At 72.5% G+C, this 18,001-nt stretch carries 13 protein-coding genes; 4 read left to right on the top strand and 9 right to left on the bottom strand.

The features are described from left to right. Positions 1 to 8: 8 nt before the first annotated feature. From ASD16_RS12485 to ASD16_RS12450, 8 genes are all read right to left on the bottom strand, one after another. On the bottom strand, positions 9 to 467 hold the full coding sequence (locus ASD16_RS12485) for a septum formation initiator family protein (RefSeq protein ID WP_235523268.1): 459 nt from the start codon (positions 465 to 467) through the stop codon (positions 9 to 11). 410 nt (positions 468 to 877) lie between these two features. Then, the gene (gene eno / locus ASD16_RS12480) at positions 878 to 2,158 is read right to left on the bottom strand and encodes a phosphopyruvate hydratase (RefSeq protein ID WP_055917512.1); all 1,281 of its coding nucleotides are present in this window, start codon (positions 2,156 to 2,158) and stop codon (positions 878 to 880) included. 86 nt (positions 2,159 to 2,244) lie between these two features. Further along, positions 2,245 to 3,627 carry a Re/Si-specific NAD(P)(+) transhydrogenase subunit beta gene (pntB, locus tag ASD16_RS12475; protein WP_055917510.1) on the bottom strand — a complete coding sequence of 461 codons (1,383 nt, stop codon included), beginning with the start codon at positions 3,625 to 3,627 and terminating at the stop codon, positions 2,245 to 2,247. 4 nt (positions 3,628 to 3,631) lie between these two features. Then, positions 3,632 to 5,185, bottom strand: a complete 1,554-nt coding sequence (locus ASD16_RS12470; protein WP_055917507.1) for a Re/Si-specific NAD(P)(+) transhydrogenase subunit alpha — start codon at positions 5,183 to 5,185, stop codon at positions 3,632 to 3,634. 128 nt (positions 5,186 to 5,313) lie between these two features. After that, positions 5,314 to 5,901, bottom strand: a complete 588-nt coding sequence (locus tag ASD16_RS12465) for a MazG family protein (protein WP_055918387.1) — start codon at positions 5,899 to 5,901, stop codon at positions 5,314 to 5,316. Positions 5,902 to 5,942: 41 nt separating this feature from the next. Next, complete coding sequence (locus ASD16_RS12460) at positions 5,943 to 6,548, bottom strand: hypothetical protein (RefSeq protein WP_157453918.1); 606 nt, start codon at positions 6,546 to 6,548, stop codon at positions 5,943 to 5,945. Between the two features lie 67 nt (positions 6,549 to 6,615). Further along, entirely contained in the window at positions 6,616 to 10,281 is a 3,666-nt protein-coding gene (mfd, locus tag ASD16_RS12455; protein WP_055917501.1) for a transcription-repair coupling factor, read from the bottom strand. 148 nt (positions 10,282 to 10,429) lie between these two features. Then, positions 10,430 to 10,879 (bottom strand): adenylyltransferase/cytidyltransferase family protein, encoded by a 450-nt coding sequence (locus ASD16_RS12450; protein WP_055917498.1) that lies wholly within the window; start codon positions 10,877 to 10,879, stop codon positions 10,430 to 10,432. A gap of 310 nt (positions 10,880 to 11,189) precedes the next feature. Here ASD16_RS12450 and ASD16_RS12445 point away from each other — a divergent pair, with 310 nt between their 5' ends. The 4 genes from ASD16_RS12445 to ASD16_RS12430 are packed head-to-tail and all read left to right on the top strand — an operon-like array spanning position 11,190 to position 16,673. Further along, the gene (locus tag ASD16_RS12445) at positions 11,190 to 13,289 is read left to right on the top strand and encodes a polysaccharide biosynthesis tyrosine autokinase (protein WP_055917495.1); all 2,100 of its coding nucleotides are present in this window, start codon (positions 11,190 to 11,192) and stop codon (positions 13,287 to 13,289) included. Then, positions 13,286 to 14,590 (top strand): O-antigen ligase family protein, encoded by a 1,305-nt coding sequence (locus ASD16_RS12440; RefSeq protein ID WP_055917492.1) that lies wholly within the window; start codon positions 13,286 to 13,288, stop codon positions 14,588 to 14,590. Before ASD16_RS12445 ends, ASD16_RS12440 begins: the two co-directional genes overlap by 4 nt. Further along, complete coding sequence (locus tag ASD16_RS12435) at positions 14,587 to 15,657, top strand: glycosyltransferase (protein WP_055917489.1); 1,071 nt, start codon at positions 14,587 to 14,589, stop codon at positions 15,655 to 15,657. Before ASD16_RS12440 ends, ASD16_RS12435 begins: the two co-directional genes overlap by 4 nt. Continuing rightward, on the top strand, positions 15,654 to 16,673 hold the full coding sequence (locus ASD16_RS12430; RefSeq protein ID WP_055917487.1) for a glycosyltransferase family 4 protein: 1,020 nt from the start codon (positions 15,654 to 15,656) through the stop codon (positions 16,671 to 16,673). Before ASD16_RS12435 ends, ASD16_RS12430 begins: the two co-directional genes overlap by 4 nt. Before the next feature lie 4 nt (positions 16,674 to 16,677). Here the strand turns inward: ASD16_RS12430 and ASD16_RS12425 are convergent, their stop codons facing one another. Then, positions 16,678 to 17,967, bottom strand: a complete 1,290-nt coding sequence (locus ASD16_RS12425) for an oligosaccharide flippase family protein (RefSeq protein WP_157453917.1) — start codon at positions 17,965 to 17,967, stop codon at positions 16,678 to 16,680. Positions 17,968 to 18,001 lie beyond the last annotated feature (34 nt).

Raw genomic sequence — 18,001 nt, 5'->3', positions numbered from 1 at the left:
GGGTCCGGTCAGCCGCCGGCGGGCGGTGCGGGCGTCCCATTGTCGCCCGGCGACGCCGCATCCTCCGCACCCAGCACGGGGGTCTCGCCCGCGACCTCGACCGACTCCCACACGTTCGCGTACCAGGGCAGCGTCGACCCGGAGTCCAGCACGGTGGCGGGTCCGTCGGCGGTCGGCGCGGTGTCGGGGACGGTCTCGGGGTCGACGACGCGGAACGCCTTCTCCCCCGGCAGCACGAACGACAGCCGCTCGCGCGCCTGTGCGGTCACGTACGCCGGGTCGTCCCAGCGCCGCAGGTCCGCCTCGAGGTCGTCGTTGCGCTGCCGAGCCGCCTCCACCTGGGCCCGCAGCTGGTCCACCTCGACGCGCTGCTGCAGGTACGAGTGCAGCGTCGGGTACACCAGCACGAACGCCAGCAGGAGAACGCAGGAGAACACCATCGCGCGGACGGTGAACAGCCGCGGCACCCGCAGCTGCACCCGCTCCGCACGCGGGGTTCCGCGGGGCGGGGTGGGTGTCCCGCGGGTGGCAGGCCGGGTGGCGGAGGGTCGCGACGAGGAGGGCTTCGGCGACGACGACGGGGTCGGGCCGACGCGCGGTGTCGCTCCGGAGCGCGGCGCCGACGGACGACTGCCGGCGTTCCCGCGCGGCACGCCTGCCGCTGGCGTGGGGGTCCCGGACCGCGGAGCCGCCGCACGCCGACCCGGGGCGCTCGGGGACGCCGGGCGTCGGGGGGCAGACATGGCGTCGATTCTGCCCCGTACCGCCCCGACCTGCCCGGATATCGGATCCCGTGGCGCGCCGGACGCGACATTCACAGGATCGGGCACGCCGAAGGCCGGCCACCCACGCAAGGGCGACCGGCCTTCGAGGTGTGTCAGGCCGAGAACCGCGGGAAGGCGGAGCGACCGGCGTAGCGCGCAGCGTCGTCCAGCTCCTCCTCGATGCGGAGCAGCTGGTTGTACTTGTTGATGCGCTCGCCGCGGGCGGGGGCACCGGTCTTGATCTGGCCGGCGTTCGTGGCCACCGACAGGTCGGCGATGGTGGTGTCCTCGGTCTCGCCGGAGCGGTGCGAGGTCATCGTCGTGAAGCCGCTGCGCTGGGCCAGCTCGACGGCGTCGAACGTCTCCGTCAGCGTGCCGATCTGGTTGAGCTTGACCAGCAGCGAGTTGGCCGCCTTGAGCTCGATGCCCTTGCGCAGGCGCTCGGGGTTGGTGACGAACAGGTCGTCGCCGACGATCTGGACCTTGTCGCCGATGGTGGCGACCAGGTGGGACCAGCCCTCCCACTCGTCCTCGGACAGCGGGTCCTCGATGGAGACCAGCGGGTAGTCCTTCACCAGCTGCTCGTAGTAGGCCGACATCTCCTCGTTCGACAGGGCCTTGCCCTCGAACTGGTAGGCGCCGTCCTTGAAGAACTCCGTCGCGGCGACGTCGAGCGCGAGGCCCAGGTCGACGCCCGGCGTGAAGCCGGCCTTCTCGATGGCGATGAGGATGAGGTCGAGCGCCTCGCGGTTGCTGCCCAGGCTCGGGGCGAAGCCGCCCTCGTCGCCGAGACCCGTCGACAGGCCCTTGCTCTTCAGCACGGACTTCAGCGAGTGGTAGACCTCGACGCCGGTGCGCAGCGCCTCGCGGTACGTGGCCGCACCGATGGGGGCGACCATGAACTCCTGGATGTCGACGTTGGAGTCGGCGTGCGACCCACCGTTGAGGATGTTCATCATCGGGACCGGCAGCACGTGCGCGTTCGGGCCGCCGAGGTAGCGGAAGAGCGGCAGGTCGGCCGAGTCGGCAGCAGCCTTGGCCACGGCGAGCGACACGCCGAGGATCGCGTTGGCGCCGAGCTTGCCCTTGTTGGGGGTGCCGTCGAGGTCGATCAGCGCACCGTCGATCAGGCGCTGCTCGGTGGCCTCGAAGCCGATGAGCTCGGGGGCGATCTCGTCGATGACGGCGCTGACGGCCTCCTCGACGCCCTTGCCCAGGTAGCGGGCGGAGTCGCCGTCACGGCGCTCGACGGCCTCGAACGCGCCGGTCGAGGCGCCGGAGGGCACGGCGGCGCGGGCGATGGTGCCGTCGTCGAGTGCGACCTCGACCTCGACAGTGGGGTTGCCGCGCGAGTCCAGGATCTCGCGGGCGCCGACGGCCTCGATGCTGGCCATGGGTGCTCCTTTGGAAGCGGGTGGGTTTACGACCTCACCCTAGTGACTTCCCCAGCCGCCCGTACCGGGCCCTTCGACCCGTGGACTCAGAGCGCCAGCATGATGTGCTCGACCTGGTCCTTGGCGTCCCCGAACAGCATCGAGGTGTTGTCGCGGAAGAACAGCGGGTTCTGCACGCCCGCGTAGCCGGTGGCCATCGACCGCTTGAACACGATGACCCGGGCGGCCTTCCACACCTCGAGGACGGGCATGCCGGCGATCGGGGAGGACGGGTCGTCGAGCGCCGCCGGGTTGACGGTGTCGTTGGCGCCGATGACGAGGACGACGTCGGTGTCGGCCAGGTCGCCGTTGATCTCGTCCATCTCGAGCACGATGTCGTACGGCACCTTGGCCTCGGCGAGCAGCACGTTCATGTGCCCCGGGAGCCGGCCCGCGACCGGGTGGACCCCGAACCGGACGTCGACACCGCGCGCACGCAGCTTGGCCACGAGCTCCGCGACGGGGTACTGGGCCTTCGCGACGGCCATGCCGTACCCGGGGGTGATGACCACGCGGCGGGCGTCGGCGAGCAGCTCCGCCGCCTCGGGCGGCTTGATCTCGTGGTACTCGCCGAGCTCGGCGTCCGCCGCCACGACGGTCCCGCCGGCGGTGCCGTACCCGCCGAGGATGACGCTGACGAAGGAGCGGTTCATCGCCGTGCACATGAGGTAGCTGAGGATCGCACCGGACGAGCCGACGAGCGCGCCGGTGACGATGAGCAGGTCGTTGCTGAGCATGAAGCCCGCCGCGGCGGCCGCCCACCCGGAGTAGGAGTTGAGCATCGAGACGACGACCGGCATGTCACCGCCGCCGATGGACGCCACCAGGTGCCAGCCGAGGGCGAGCGCGACGACCGTCATGAGCAGCAGCGGCCACACGCTCCCGCTGCTCAGGAACCAGGCCAGCAGCGCGCCGGACACCACGACCATGCCCAGGTTGAGCCAGTTGCGGCCGGGCAGCGTCATCGGCGCAGAGCTGATCTTCGTGGACAGCTTCAGGTAGGCGACGATCGAGCCGGTGAACGTCACGGCACCGATGAGCACCCCGAGGAACACCTCGACCAGGTGGGCGGGGTCGGACGGCTCCGTGAGGAACGAGTTGTACCCGACGAGCACCGCCGCGAGGCCGACGAACGAGTGCAGGATCGCGATGAGCTCGGGCATCTGCGTCATCTCGACGCGACGCGCCTGCCAGGTGCCCACGGTCGAGCCGACGAGGAACACCACCAGGATCAGCGTGCCGGTGACCTCGACGGGCCGCTCGGAGCCTTCCAGGGCGAGCGCGACGGTCGCGACGAGGGCGAGCGCCATGCCCACCATGCCGGCGACGTTGCCGCGCCGGGCGGTCTCCTGCTTCGAGAGTCCGGCGAGGCTGAGGATGAACAGGACGGCGGCGGCGAGGTAGACAGCCTGGGCCACGGAGGTCAGCACGGGGTCAGGCGTCCTTCCGGAACATGCGGATCATGCGGTTGGCGACGAGGAAGCCCCCGAAGACGTTGATGCTGGCCACCGACGCGGCGATGACCGCCAGGACGGTCACCAGCCAGCTGTCGTCACCGATCTGCAGAAGCGCGCCGACCAGGATGATCCCGGAGATCGCGTTGGTCTGGGCCATCAGGGGCGTGTGGAGCGAGTGGCTCACGTTGGAGATGACGTAGTAGCCGACGATCACCGCGAGCACGAAGACGGTGAAGTGGCCGAGGAACACGGCCGGCGCGAACGAGATGCCGAGCAGCACGACGACGGCCAGCAACGCGAGGACGACGTTCCTCCGCTGCCGACGCCTGGCCTTGTCGGCCAGGGCGGCCGCCGCAGACGCCGCTCGCTCCTCGTCCGTGGGCCCCGCCACCGCGGTCGGGGCCGCCGACACCTGCACCGGGGGCGGTGGCCACAGCACCTCGCCGTCGTGCGTGACCGCCATCCCCCGCTGCACGGGGTCGTCCAGGTCGAGCACCAGCTGCCCGTCCTTGCCGGGGGTGAGCAGCTGGAGCAGGTGCACGATGTTGGTGCCGAACAGCTGGGACGTGTGCTGCGGCATCCGGCTGGTCAGGTCGGTGTACCCGACGACCGTCACGCCGTTCTCCGTCACGACGGACTTGCCCGGCACGGTCAGCTCGCAGTTGCCGCCGCCGGAGGCCGCGAGGTCGATGATCACGCTGCCCGGCCGCATCCCGGCGACCATCGCCGCGGTGATGGTGGTCGGCGCGTGCCCGCGCACCAGCGCGGTCGTGATGACGATGTCCGCGTCCGCCGTCTCGGCGGTGTACATCTCCTGGGTCAGCCGCTCCTGCTCCTGCGTGAGCGCGCTGGCGTACCCGTCGGCGCTCACCGCCTGCTGTGCGGCCTCGGCCTGCACGAACGTCGCACCCATCGACTCGATCTGCTCGCCGACCTCGGGCCGCACGTCGAACGCGCGGACGCGGGCACCCATCGAGCCCGCGGCCCCGATCGCCGCCAGCCCGGCCACGCCCGCACCGATGACGAACACGCGCGCCGGCGGTGTCTTACCCGCCGCGGTGACCTGCCCGGTGAACATGCCGCCGTAGACCTCGGCGGCCTCGACCACCGCGCGGTAGCCGGCCACGTTCGACATGGTGCTCAGAACGTCGAGCGCCTGCGCCCGGGAGATGCGCGGCACCGCGTCGAGCGCGAGCGCGGTCACGCCGCGGGCGTGCAGGTCCTCGACGAGCGCCGGGCTGGACGCGGGCGCGAGCATGGCGACGAGCGTGGCGCCCCGGCGCAACGAGGCCACCTCGGCGTCCGTCGGCGGGTTGACCTTGGCGACGACGTCGGCGTGCCAGACGTCGGCCACGCCGCCGACCGTCGCGCCTGCGGCCGCGTAGTCCTGGTCACGGAACGTCGCGGAGTCGCCGGCGCCGCTCTCGACGACCACCTCGTAGCCGAGGCCGACCAGCTGGCCGACCGTCTTCGGCGTCGCGGCGACGAGCCGCTCGCCGGGTCGGCTCTCGATCGGGATGCCGATGCGCATCGCTGCGTTCCTCCGTCGTCCAGTGGTCGGGTGTCGCGCTCATCATGGCGGGCACGGGCAGGCTACGGGCTCGAACGGACCTTCGGCAAGCGCTTTCCTTCCGTCCTTCGGAGGAATCGTCGTCCGTCTCAGGAGCCCGCGACCGACTCGTCCGCCCTCAGTCCCTGCTCCCAGGCCGCCGCTGTCCGACGCAGTGCACCCTCGGCGTCGACCCCCGCGGCCTCCGCCTCCAGCACGAGCGCGAGCAGCCGCTCCCCGAGACCGTCCCCGGCGGGGGCGTGCGTCGTCAGCCCTGCCCGACCCGCGCGCCCGGCGATCTTCTGCGCGCGCGCCAGCGCGCCCAGGGCCAGCGGGACACCGTCGAGGGCCGAGCCGCGCTGCTTCTCCGCGTTCTTCAGCCGGTCCCACTGCACGTGCACATCACCCTCGACCTCCGCGTCCTCGAACACGTGCGGATGCCTCCGGACCAGCTTGGCGACCAGGTCGGCGGCGACGTCGTCCACGTCGAACGGGTCGCTCGGGTGCTCGGTGGCGATGCGCGCGTGGAACACCACCTGCAGCAGCAGGTCGCCCAGCTCCTCACGCAGCCCGCTCCGGTCCCCGGTCTCGATGGCCTCCGCCAGCTCGTGGGCCTCCTCGAGCGCGTACGGCACCAGCGACTCGTGCGTCTGCTGGGCGTCCCACGGGCAGCCGCCGGGCGAGCGCAGCCGGTCCATCACGCTCACGAGTGCGCGGAGGGAGTCCGGCTGCGACGACGTCACTTCGCGGTCGGGGTCGGCGCCGGGGTCGGGGCGGGCTCGGTGCTGCCGTCGTCGGCGGTCGAGCCCGCCTGCGGGACGACCATCCACGGGAGCGGGGCCGGCGCGGCGATGTGGAAGCCGTCCTCCAGCGACGCGAACCGCGGGTTGACCTCGATGTCGAGCTCGCGCAGCCGGGTGTCGATCTCCTCGCCCATCGCGGCGGCGTCCGGGAGACCTTCGAGGTTGCTGTACGCGATCGAGTAGCGCGCCACCGCCAGCGACGGCTCCGTGAACGTCGCGGTGCTGTCGGGGGTCTTCTGCTCCACGACCTGGTCCAGCAGGGCCTGGGCGTCCTCGTCGGAGACCCCGACCCCCTTCTCCTCGGCGAGCTCGACGACCGTCGGCTCCTGCACCAGGACGGCCAGCAGGTTCGTCGTCGTGGCGCCCTGGTAGTAGGGCAGGAGCTCGGTCAGGGCGGCCTGGACGTCCGCCGTGGGGATCGCCGTGCCGTCGACCACGGCCGCCGCCCCGGGCTGCCCTGCGCACCCCGCCAGACCGGCCGTCGTCACCAGCGCGACCAGCACTCCCGCTGCCCGCACTCCCGCACGCCACTGCACCGCCACCGCCGGACCTCCCGCGTCGTCGCTCGTCGATCGGGGTCATCGTAGGGCCCCGACCAGTGAATCCCCGCTACCTGCCGGTGCCCACGGACGCCGCCGCGGAGACGTCCCCCCGCACCACCGCGTCGATGAACTGCCGGGCCCAGAGCATGACCTCGCGGCCCTGCACGGGCTTGCCGCCCAGCCGCGCCGTCATCGGCCACGGCACCAGGACGGTCCGCGTCGCGGGCTTGAGCACCGCGCCGGGATAGAGCCGCTTGAGCCGCAGCTGCGCCGACTCCGGCAGGTCGACGGGCGCGAAGCGGACGAACCTGCCCTGCGCGGTGACGTCGGACAGCCCGCTGTTGCGCACGTGCTGACGGAACTCCGCCACCTCGAAGAGGTTGTCGACGGCCGACGGCACCGCGCCGTAGCGGTCGACGAGCTCCGCGCGGACCTCGCCCAGGGCCGCCGAGTCCGCGGCCGCCGCGATCTTGCGGTACGCCTCGAGCCGCAGGCGCTCGTGCGCGATGTAGTCGTGCGGGATGTGCGCGTCGACGGGCAGCTCGATGGTGACGTCGGGCAGCTCCTCCTCGACGTCGCCCCGGAAGTTGGCCACCGCCTCGCCGACCATGCGGATGTACAGGTCGAAGCCGACGCCCTCGATGTGCCCCGACTGCTCGCCGCCCAGCAGGTTGCCCGCGCCGCGGATCTCCAGGTCCTTCATCGCGACGGCCATGCCGGCGCCGAGGTCGGTGTTCGCCGCGATCGTCTGGAGCCGGTCGTGCGCGGTCTCCGTGAGCGGCTTCTCCGGCGGGTAGAGGAAGTAGGAGTACGCGCGCTCGCGCCCACGACCCACCCGCCCGCGCAGCTGGTGCAGCTGCGAGAGGCCCAGCAGGTCCGCGCGCTCGAGGATGAGGGTGTTCGCGTTGGAGATGTCCAGGCCGGTCTCGACGATGGTCGTGCACACCAGGACGTCGAACCGCTTCTCCCAGAAGTCGACGATCACCTGTTCGAGCTGGTGCTCGTTCATCTTCCCGTGCGCCACCGCGACCCGGGCCTCCGGGACCAGCTCCATCAGGCGCGACGCGGTCCGCTCGATCGAGTCGACCTTGTTGTGCACGTAGAACACCTGGCCCTCGCGCAGCAGCTCGCGCCGGATGGCCGCGCTGATCTGCTTCTCGTCGTACGCGCCGACGAACGTCAGGACGGGGTGGCGCTCCTCGGGCGGGGTGGCCAGCGTCGACATCTCGCGGATGCCCGTGACCGCCATCTCCAGGGTGCGCGGGATCGGGGTCGCGCTCATCGCCAGCACGTCGACGTTGGTGCGCAGCGCCTTGAGCGTCTCCTTGTGCTCGACGCCGAACCGCTGCTCCTCGTCGATCACCACCAGGCCCAGGTCCTTGAACCGCACCTCGCCCGTGATCAGCCGGTGGGTGCCGATGACCACGTCGACCGTGCCGTCGGACAGCCCGGCGACGACCTCCTTCGACTCCTTGGGCGACTGGAACCGGCTCAGGGCCTTCACCGTGACCGGGAACGCGCTGTACCGCTCGCTGAACGTGTCGAGGTGCTGCTGGACCAGCAGCGTCGTCGGCACCAGGATCGCCACCTGCTTGCCGTCCTGCACCGCCTTGAACGCGGCCCGCACGGCGATCTCGGTCTTGCCGTAGCCGACGTCCCCGCAGACCAGCCGGTCCATCGGGATCGGCTTCTCCATGTCGGCCTTCACCTCGTCGATCGTGGCCGCCTGGTCCGGGGTCTCGACGTACGCGAACGCGTCCTCGAGCTCGCGCTGCCACGGGGTGTCCGGGCCGAACGCGTGCCCGGCCGTGGCCATGCGCGCGGAGTACAGCCGGATGAGCTCGGCGGCGATCTCCTTGACGGCCTTCTTGGCGCGGCCCTTGGTCTTCGCCCAGTCGCCGCCACCCATCTTGGACAGCGACGGCGCCTCGCCGCCCACGTACTTGGTGACCTGGTCCAGCTGGTCGCTGGGCACGTAGAGGCGGTCCCCCGGCTGGCCGCGCTTGCTCGACGCGTACTCGATCACCAGGTACTCGCGCGTCGCCGCGGTGGAGCCGGAGCCGATGGTCCGCTGCACCAGCTCCACGAACCGCCCGACGCCGTGCTGCTCGTGCACCACGTAGTCGTGCGGGCGCAGCTGGAGGGGGTCGACGACGTTGCGGCGCCGGCTCGGCATCTTGCGCATGTCGCGCGTCGACGTCCCCGCGCGGCCCGTGAGGTCCGACTCGGAGAACACCGCGAGGTGCAGGGGCTCGGCGACGAAGCCGGGGCCGACGGGTGCGGGTACGACGAGGACCACCCCGCCCTCGGGCTCGTCGGTGATGGTCCCCACCAGCCGCGCCGGGACCTCGGCGGCCTTGAGCTGCTCGACCATGCGCTGCGCGGGGCCGTGCCCCTCGGTGGCCAGGACCAGCCGCCAGCCGGCCTGCTGCAGCACGCGCACGTCGGCGACCGCACGGGCGACCTCGCCGCGGTAGCGCTCGACGTCCCGCGCCGAGATCACCAGCGTCTGCGCGGTCGCGGCCAGGTCGTCGGCCATGCGGCTCTCGTGCGGTGCCAGGTTGCGCGCCGCGGTGTGGCCGGTGCCGGTGGCGCCCTCGTAGAAGTCGTCCGGCTTGGCCGCCTCCGTCGCGTCGACGTCGAGGGAGAACGGCGAGAGCGTCCACCACCCCAGCCCCCGCACGGCCGCGAGCGCGCGGATCTCCGCGAACGACGCGAAGCTCGCCGCGGACAGGTCCAGGGGTGTCGCCGCACCGGCCGCTGCGGACGTCCACGCCGCCTCGAGGAACTCCTGCGTGGTGGCCACCAGGTCGTGCGCGCGTCGCCGCACCCTCTCCGGGTCCACCATCACCAGCAGGCAGTCGTCCGGGACCAGGTCGAGCACCGGGACCATCGACTCGACCAGCGCGGGGGCCAGCGACTCCATGCCCTCGACGGCGATGCCGGCCGCCAGCTTGTCCAGCATGTCGACCGCTCCGGGCAGCTGCGGGACCAGCTCGGCGGCGCGGGCGCGGACTGCGTCGGTGAGCAGGATCTCCCGGCACGGCGGCGCCCAGACGCCGTGGTCGGCCACCTCGAGGCTGCGCTGGTCCGCGATCGAGAACCAGCGGATCTCCTCGACGTCCTCACCCCACAGCTCGACGCGCAGGGGGTGGTCCTCCGTCGGCGGGAACACGTCGATGATCCCGCCGCGCACCGCGAACTCGCCGCGCTTCTCCACCATGTCCACGCGGGTGTACGCCGCCGCGACGAGCCGCTCCGCGAGGTCCGCCAGGTCCACCCGGTCGCCGGTGCTGATCGCGACGGGCACCAGCTCCCCGAGGCCCTCGACCACCGGCTGCAGCAGCGCCCGGACCGGCATGACGAGCACCCGGACCGGGCCCGCGTGGCCTTCGGTCTCGGGGTGCGCGAGGCGCCGGAACACCGCGAGGCGCCGGGCGACGGTGTCGCTGCGCGGCGACAGCCGCTCGTGCGGCAGCGTCTCCCACGACGGCAGCACCGCGACGTCGTCGGCCGGCACGTAGCACCGGATCGCGGCGGCCAGCTCGTCCGCGTCCCGGCCCGTGGCCGTCACGACGACGAGCGGGCGCCCCGACGAGAGCGCGGCCAGCAGCGGCGGCCGCACCCCCGCGGGGCCGACGACGTCGAGCTCGCCGCGAGCGCGGACGTTCTCGACGGCCGCGGCGGCCGCAGGGTCGGCGAGCAGGGCGGGCAGGAGGCCGGTGAGGTCCATGGGGTCCTTAGATAGTGCGCGAACGGCTCGCCCGGAGCCGTCCCGAGCAACGCGAATGCCCCAGATCCACAGGACCCGGGGTGCGTCGTCAGTCTAGGGCGCCCCACCGACACGGGGGCGGGGTCGAGCTGGGGTCAGCCGAGCTGGGTCAGCCGACTTCCGACTCGACCAGGTCCGAGTCGTCGAACACCGCCAGCGCCCGGCGCAGCGCCGTGCTGGACGTGTGCATCGTGTACGGGAAGTAGATGACCTCGACGCCGACCGCCGCGAAGTCGCGCTCCAGCCGGTCCCCCTTCGGGGTCCCCCGCCAGTCGTCGCCCTTGAAGATCACGTCGAACCCGACCGACCGCCACGTCTCGACCTTGTCGGGCACGACCTCCGCGACGACCTCGTCGACGTAGGAGATGTGCCGGACGATCTCCATCCGCTCCGCGAGCGGGACGATGGGGCGACGGCCCTTCGTCAGCTCCAGCATGTCGTCCGCGACGACGCCGGCGATCAGGTAGTCGCAGCGCCGCTTGGCGTGCTTGAGGATGTTCAGGTGACCGACGTGGAAGAGGTCGTACGCGCCAGGGGCGTACCCGACGATTCGCGCCACGCGTCGCCTCCTGTGCTGTCTCGACCTGCTCGCCCGCCGACCCGAGTGGTCCGACCCGTTCACGATAGGGGTGCAAGTCGGACAAAGGGGATAGTTCGTGGCGTACTTCACCCGAGGCTGCACGAACGGCCCAACGGGAACGTCCGTGCTGGTGGCGGTACGTTCCACTGGTCGGGTGAATTACCTCGTATCTCCACATATCGCCCCCATGCGCCCTCACCATGGCGGCGGCACATCCTGGACAATCGAGCCGGGGCCTACACAGGTGCCGTGAACCATCGATCCCGTCCGTGATCGAGGAGGGGTGACCATGGAACCGAGCGAGTACCTCGCACTGCTGCGCAAGCACTGGCTGATGATCGCCGCGCTCGGTGTGCTCGGGTTCGTCGGCGGCTACGGCTACTCCCAGACCATCGCGCCCAGCTACCGGGCGACCGCCTCCCTGTTCGTCTCCGAGCAGGCGGGCTCCACGGTCGGCGAGTCCCTCCAGGGGTCCACGTACGCCCAGAACCGCATCGAGTCCTACGCCCAGCTGGCCACCAAGGCGTACGTGCTGGACCCGGTGATCGACGAGCTGGGCCTGGACACGTCGGCCCGCTCGCTCGCCCACTCCGTCGAGGCGACCAGCCCGATCAACAGCCTGATCCTCGACATCTCCGCCGTCAGCGGGAACCCGGAGAAGTCCGCGGACATCGCGAACACCGTCAGCACCGAGCTCGCGCGAGCCGTGGAGCGCATCGAGGGCGCCGGCAGTGACGACACCACCCCGCACGTCGGGATGACGGTCATCTCGCCGGCCACGCCCCCGTCGTTCGCGTTCACGCCCAACACCAAGCTCAACGCGGTGACAGGGCTCGTCGTGGGCCTGGCCATCGGGGTCGTGCTCGCGCTGGCCCGCACCATCCTGGACACCCGCGTCCGGACCCAGAAGGACATCCGCCGGGTCAGCGACGTGGCCGTGCTCAGCACCGTGCGCTACGACCGCAAGTCGGCGCACGAGGCGGCCGTCATGCGCAGCCAGCCGTTCGGTGACCAGGCCGAGGCGTACCGCCGCCTGCGCACCAACCTGCGCTACCTGAACCTGCGCGGACCGAACCGGTCGATCGTCGTCACCTCGTCGCTGCCCACCGAGGGCAAGACCACCACGTCGATCAACCTCGCCTGGGCCATGGCCGAGGGTGGCGCCCGCGTCCTGCTCGTCGACGCCGACCTGCGCCGCCCGTCGATCGCGCGGCACCTCGGGATCGAGGGCACCGTCGGCCTCACCACCGTGCTCATCGGCGAGGCGACCGTGGCCGACGTCGTGCAGCGCTGGGGAGACATGCTCGACGTCCTCCCGTCCGGCCAGGTCCCGCCGAACCCGAGCGAGCTCCTCGACTCGACGACGATGGTCGACCTGCTCGCCGAGCTCGCCTCGTCGTACGACGTCGTCATCCTCGACTCGGCGCCGCTGCTGCCCGTCACGGATGCCGCGGTCCTGTCCCGGCTCACCGACGGGGCGCTCGTCGTGGTCGGGTCCAAGCGGGTGCACCGCCACCAGCTGGCAGACGGCCTCGCCACGCTCTCGACGGCCGGTGGCCGCGTCCTGGGCCTCGTCTTCAACCGCGTGTCCGGCAAGGACGTCGGAGCCACCTACGTCTACGGGTCCACCCCGCAGGCGACGGCCCGCTGGCACGGAACCGGCGAGCGGCCGCAGCGTGCGTCGCGACGGTCCCGCGCCCGCCGTGGTGAGGCGACCCCCGTCGGGACGACCGCGGTGTTCCCCCGCGAGGTCCCGGTCGCCCCCGTCGTCACCACCCCCGTGCCTGCTCCGGTCGAGCGGGCCGAGCCCGGTCCGGACCTGGACGAGATCGACGAGCTCGACACGGCCCGGGCGTCGTCGAAGTTCGCCGCGCACGTCGCGGCGCGGGTCTCGCCGCCGACCGTCCCGGCCGCCGCGCAGGTGACCGACGGCCAGGTCGCGGGGGGTACCGGCACCGACCAGCCCCGCACCGCGTCCGCTCAGCCGGCCGGCGAGCCCGCCGGCACCCAGGCGTCCACCCCTGCCGGCGGACGGGCCACCAACGGGCAGGCCGGTCACCCGACCGCGAAGGAGACCGAGGGTCCGCTCGTCGCGACGGGGCAGCCGACGGCGCAGACCGCTGCCGACCAGCCGGCCAGTCACCACGTCCGCTCCGCCACCCAGGACGAGCCCCGCCCGAGTCCGGTCGCCGTCCTCGACGACCCGCTCGACGCCCCCCTGACCACGGCGCCGTCCGACGACGAGGCCACGTACTCGGCGTCCGTCGCCGAGCCGTCCCTCGACCACGACGACGAGGCGTCCCGGGCCGCGGAGCCGGACGAGCTCGACGCGCCCGACGACCTCGAGCACCGGATCCAGGTCGTGCCTGCGGCCCCCTGGCGGCCGTGAGCGTCGCCGACGTCCCCGCCGCGGTCGCCAACCGACCGCGGGCGCAGGACGCCGGGTGGTCGTCGAGCCAGATCCTGGCGTTCGGCGGGGTCGCGGCGATCACGCTCGCCTTCCCCGTCAAGGACGCGATCACCAGCGCGACGGTGGTGTCGCTCGCCCTGGCGCCCGTCTGGTGGAAGGCCACGAAGCAGTTCGTCGGCGCGCGCGTGATCATCGGGCTGAGCGCGCTGGCCCTGGCCTCCGGGCTGTGGCTCAGCGCGGTGGCGTCGTCGGACCACGCGGTGAACCCGCTGGTCGTGCGCTCGACCACGCTGCTGATGATCGGCGGCATGTGCAGCATCGGGCTGCTGCTCTGGGCACGGACCGTGCTGCCGCTGCGGGTGGTGGGGCTCGCCGCTGCCGCGGGGATCATCGCCCGGCTGCTCGTGGTGGAGCCGCCGAACCCGGTGAACCCGTGGAAGCACGGGATCTCGTACGCGCTGATCGTGCTGCTGCTCTCGCTCGTCATGCGCAGCCGACCCCGGCCCGTGGAGATCGTCCTGCTGCTCGGCCTGGCCGGCGCGTCCGCGCTGAACGACTCGCGGTCCGCGTTCGCGACCCTCCTGCTGACCGCCCTGCTCGTGGCGTGGCAGCTGCGTCCCACGACCATGGGACGACGGACCAGCGCGCTGGCCACCATCGCGCTGTTCGCGGGTGTCGCCGCGTGCGTGTACTCGGTGGGGACGACGCTGATCCTCGACGGCTACCTCGGCGAGTCCACCCAGGAGCGGTCGCAGGCGCAGGTCGAGGCGTCCGGATCGATCCTGCTCGGCGGGCGTCCCGAGTGGGGTGCCAGCATCGCGCTGTCGCAGGACCGTCCGATCGGGTTCGGGGTGGGCGTGATCGCGAACCTCGACGACATCCTGGTGGCCAAGTCGGGCATGGCGGACCTCAACTACGACCCGAACAACGGCTACGTCGAGAACTACATGTTCGGCACCGAGATCAAGCTGCACGCGCTCGTGGCCGACCTCTGGGCCAACTTCGGCATCCCGGGGCTCGTGCTGGCGGGTGCGATGCTCGGGATCACCATCTGGTCCCTGGCGACGCTCGTCGCCCGCCGCACCGCGCCCGCCCTGGTGATCTACCTGACCTGCCTGTTCCTGTGGAACTTCGCGTTCGGACCGATCCTCAGCTCCATGCCGGGCCTGGTGCTCGGGCTCGGGCTGCTGCTGGTGCGCCGGGAGACGACGAGACCCGACGAGCCGGCCGACGAGACCCTCCCCGCGAGACAGGCGACCCCCCAGGTGACCAGCGCATGACGACGGAGACCACCGGAGCGCGGACCATCTCCGTGCTCGAGTCGTTCCCCGGCCCCCGCCCGACCACCAACCCGTACCTGGTCCAGCTGCTCGCCGAGCTGCCCGCCGACGTCGTCGCGAGCACGTTCACGTGGCGGCGTGCCCTGCGGGGGCGGTACGACGTGTTCCACGTGCACTGGCCGGAGAAGCTCCCGCGCGGGAGCTCGCGGCTGCGCACCCTGGGACGGCAGGCGGCGACGGCCGCGCTGCTCGTGCGCCTGCGCGTGCGCCGGACCGCGGTGGTCCGCACGCTCCACAACGCGGCACCGCACGAGGCCGGTGGGCGCGTCGAGCGGTTCCTGCTGCGCCGGACGGACCGGCTCACGACGCTGTTCGTGCGGCTCAACCCGGCGACCCCGCTGCCGGTCGACGCGGCGGCGGACGCGCCCGTCGTGACCATCGCGCACGCCCACTACCGCGACTGGTTCGCGCGGTTCCCCCGCGGCGAGGTGGTGCCCGGACGGGTCCTGTTCTTCGGCCTCGTGCGCCCGTACAAGGGCGTCGAGGACCTGCTGGCGGCGTTCCAGGAGCTGCCCGACGAACACGCGAGCCTGCGCGTCGTCGGGTACCCGGAGGACGCGGCGCTCGGCCGGTCGGTCAGGGAGCAGGCCGCCGCGGACGGCAGGATCGGCGTGCGGCTGGAGTACGTGGACGACGAGACTCTCGCCGCCGAGATCAGCGCCGCCCAGGTGGTGGTGCTGCCGTACCGGCACCTGCACAACTCCGGCGTCGCCCTGCTGGCGCTCTCCCTGGACCGGCCCGTGCTGGTCCCGGCGGGACGCACGGCGACCGAGCTCGCGGCCGAGGTCGGGAGCGCCTGGATCCCGACGTTCGACGGGGTCGTCGGCGCGACGGACCTCGCCGCCGCGCTGGCCCGCACCGCACCCGCAGACCTGCCGGGCCGGCCCGACCTGTCCGCGCGCGACTGGTCCGTCGTCGCCCCCGCCCACGCGGACGCGTTCCGCGCCGCGCTGGCCCGGGTCCGCCCCGACACCCACGCCCCTGCACCCGTGCGAGGAGATCGATGAGCACCACCCGACAGGTCGAGGTCATGTTCCGCAGCGAACGTGACGTCGATTCCTGGACGGCGCGGCACGAGCGCGGGGAGGTCCCGGGGCGCTGGCCCTACGGGCTGGACCTGCTGGCGCGGCCGGGGGTCACGGTGACCCGTCGGAGCCTGCCGGAGCCCACGCGGGCGGACCGGCTGCGCGCGATGCTGCGGCCGTCGCGCCGCACGGGCGCCGACCTCGGCATCGCGTGGGACGAGAACCTGGCCCGCCGGATGCTCGTCCTGGCACCCCACGCGTCGATGCACGCGGGGGCGATCTGGTTGACCGACGCCCTCGCCGCCGACCCCGACAGCGCGCGCGTCCGCAGCACCCTCGACGTGCTGCGCCGGATGGACTCCGTGTTCGTGAACAGCCGGGCCCAGGTGGAGCCGCTCGAGCGGGCCCTGGGCAGCTCGGGGACGCGGGTCTCGTTCTTCACGTTCGGCGTCGACGCCGACTTCTTCGCGGCCCGGCCTCCCGCCGACCACCCGCTGGTGGTCAGCGTCGGGGGTGACCGGGACCGGGATCCGGCGACCCTGTTCGCCGCCCTCGCCCGGGTGCACGACGCCCGCCCCGACGTCGAGATCGTCGTCCAGAACTCCTCCGACGTCACGCCGCCGCCCGGGGTGACCAAGGTGCCGCGGCTGTCGCACGTCGAGCTGCGTGAGCTCTACGCCCGCGCGAGCGTCGTCGCCGTCGCGACGCGTCCCAACCTGCACATGTCCGGGCTCACCGTCTCGCTCGAGTCGATGGCGACCGCGCGCCCCGTGGTGCTGACCCGCACCCCCGGCGTGGAGGACTACGTCGTCGACGGCGACAACGCCCGGCTCGTCCCCACGGAGGCACCCGAGGACCTGGCCGACGCGGTGGTCGAGCTGCTGGACGACCCCGCCGCCGCGCACGCGCTGGGCCTGCGCGCTCGGGCGGCGATCGAGGACCGGCTGACGTCGGTGCACCTCGTCGACAACATGGCCGCGGCCGTCGGCATCGCCTGAAGCCTCAGCGTCGGCGGCGCGGCCGGAGCACCCGGCCGACACCGGCGGCGTACCGGCGCAGGATCACGATGTCGGTACGACGGATGCCGTAGAACGAGAGCATCGAGACGCCGAACAGCCGCTTGAGGAAGAACTGGTTCAGCCCGCTCGAGAGCAGGTAGCCCAGGACCGTCGCCCACGCGGCACCCAGGGCGCCGTACTCGGAGACGAGGACGATCAGCAGCCCGACGTTGATCACGCAGGCGATCACGAGGGCGATGCTGCGCAGACCCGGGCGGCCGCGCGCGCTCAGGCCCGCGCCGGCGATCGACCCCGGCGTGCTGAGCACCACCGCCACGAGCAGCAGCGCCGCGATGGGCACCGCGGGCGCGAACTCCTCGCCGAACAGGATCGGCAGCCACCAGCCCATCGTGAGCCCGAGCCCGAGCGCGACCACCGTGCAGATCAGCGTCGAGATGCGCGCGGACGCCGCGAGCTTGGCGTCCTCGCTGCGGTGGGCGTCGGTGACGAACGTGACGTCCCGGACGGACCGGTGGATGATCAGCGGGATCTCGCTGACGTTGACGGCCACGACGTAGAGGCCCAGCTGGTACGCGCTGCTCAGGGGGGTGATCAGCGTCTGGTCGACGCGCGAGAGCAGGACCCCGGAGATCGTCCCGATCCACAGCCGCATCCCGTACCCGGTGATGGCCTTCTTCGACGCCAGGTTCTCGGTGTCGACCTCCGCCGGTGGTAGCCGGCGCGGCAGGCGCACGTACGCGATCGCGCCCATGACCGGCATCGCGGCGAGCACGACGACAGCCGTGAACGGGGTCAGGTGCCCGGTCAGCCACAGGGGCAGCAGCACCAGCAGGCGCAGGCCGGAGGCGAGCACCTTCTCCGAGGCGACCATGGTCCACTGCTGCAGACCGGACGCGATGCCCCGCAGCACGCCCAGCAGCAGGGTCGGCATCACCGCGAGCGACGCGACGACCATCAGGTGCTGGATGTCGAGGTCCCCGCCGCTGAGCCAGCCGCGGGCGGCCAGCACGGCGCCCGTGGCGAGCAGCCCCGCCAGGATGATGATGAGGAACCCGTTGCGGGCGGCCGTGCGCACCAGCCGCGGGTGCCGGGCGACCGCGTAGGACACGGCCTCGGGCACCCCGAACGTCATGAGTGCGATCGCGAGCCCCAGCGGAGCCGTCGCGGCCGCGACCTGGCCCCGGCCCTCGACGCCGAGGGACTGCGCGAGGATCGGCCCGGTGGCCAGCGCGATCGCGGCCGGGAAGAAGTTCCCGACGAGCGTGATCGTCATCTTCCGGGCGGAACCGCCCCGCGGTTTCGCTTCC

It is taken from the genome of Cellulomonas sp. Root485, assembly GCF_001426705.1.
Lineage (GTDB): Bacteria > Actinomycetota > Actinomycetes > Actinomycetales > Cellulomonadaceae > Cellulomonas.
This window is presented reverse-complemented; position numbering and strand designations above follow the sequence as displayed.

What these genes read in the sequence shown, in the direction of transcription:
- eno (WP_055917512.1), bottom strand. Translation starts at nt 2,158, where the DNA reads ATGGCCAGCATCGAGGCCGTCGGCGCCCGCGAGATCCTGGACTCGCGC.
- ASD16_RS12470 (WP_055917507.1), bottom strand. Translation starts at nt 5,185, where the DNA reads ATGCGCATCGGCATCCCGATCGAGAGCCGACCCGGCGAGCGGCTCGTC.
- ASD16_RS12465 (WP_055918387.1), bottom strand. Translation starts at nt 5,901, where the DNA reads ATGGACCGGCTGCGCTCGCCCGGCGGCTGCCCGTGGGACGCCCAGCAG.
- mfd (WP_055917501.1), bottom strand. Translation starts at nt 10,281, where the DNA reads ATGGACCTCACCGGCCTCCTGCCCGCCCTGCTCGCCGACCCTGCGGCC.
- ASD16_RS12445 (WP_055917495.1), top strand. Translation starts at nt 11,190, where the DNA reads ATGGAACCGAGCGAGTACCTCGCACTGCTGCGCAAGCACTGGCTGATG.
- ASD16_RS12435 (WP_055917489.1), top strand. Translation starts at nt 14,587, where the DNA reads ATGACGACGGAGACCACCGGAGCGCGGACCATCTCCGTGCTCGAGTCG.
- ASD16_RS12430 (WP_055917487.1), top strand. Translation starts at nt 15,654, where the DNA reads ATGAGCACCACCCGACAGGTCGAGGTCATGTTCCGCAGCGAACGTGAC.
- ASD16_RS12425 (WP_157453917.1), bottom strand. Translation starts at nt 17,967, where the DNA reads ATGACGATCACGCTCGTCGGGAACTTCTTCCCGGCCGCGATCGCGCTG.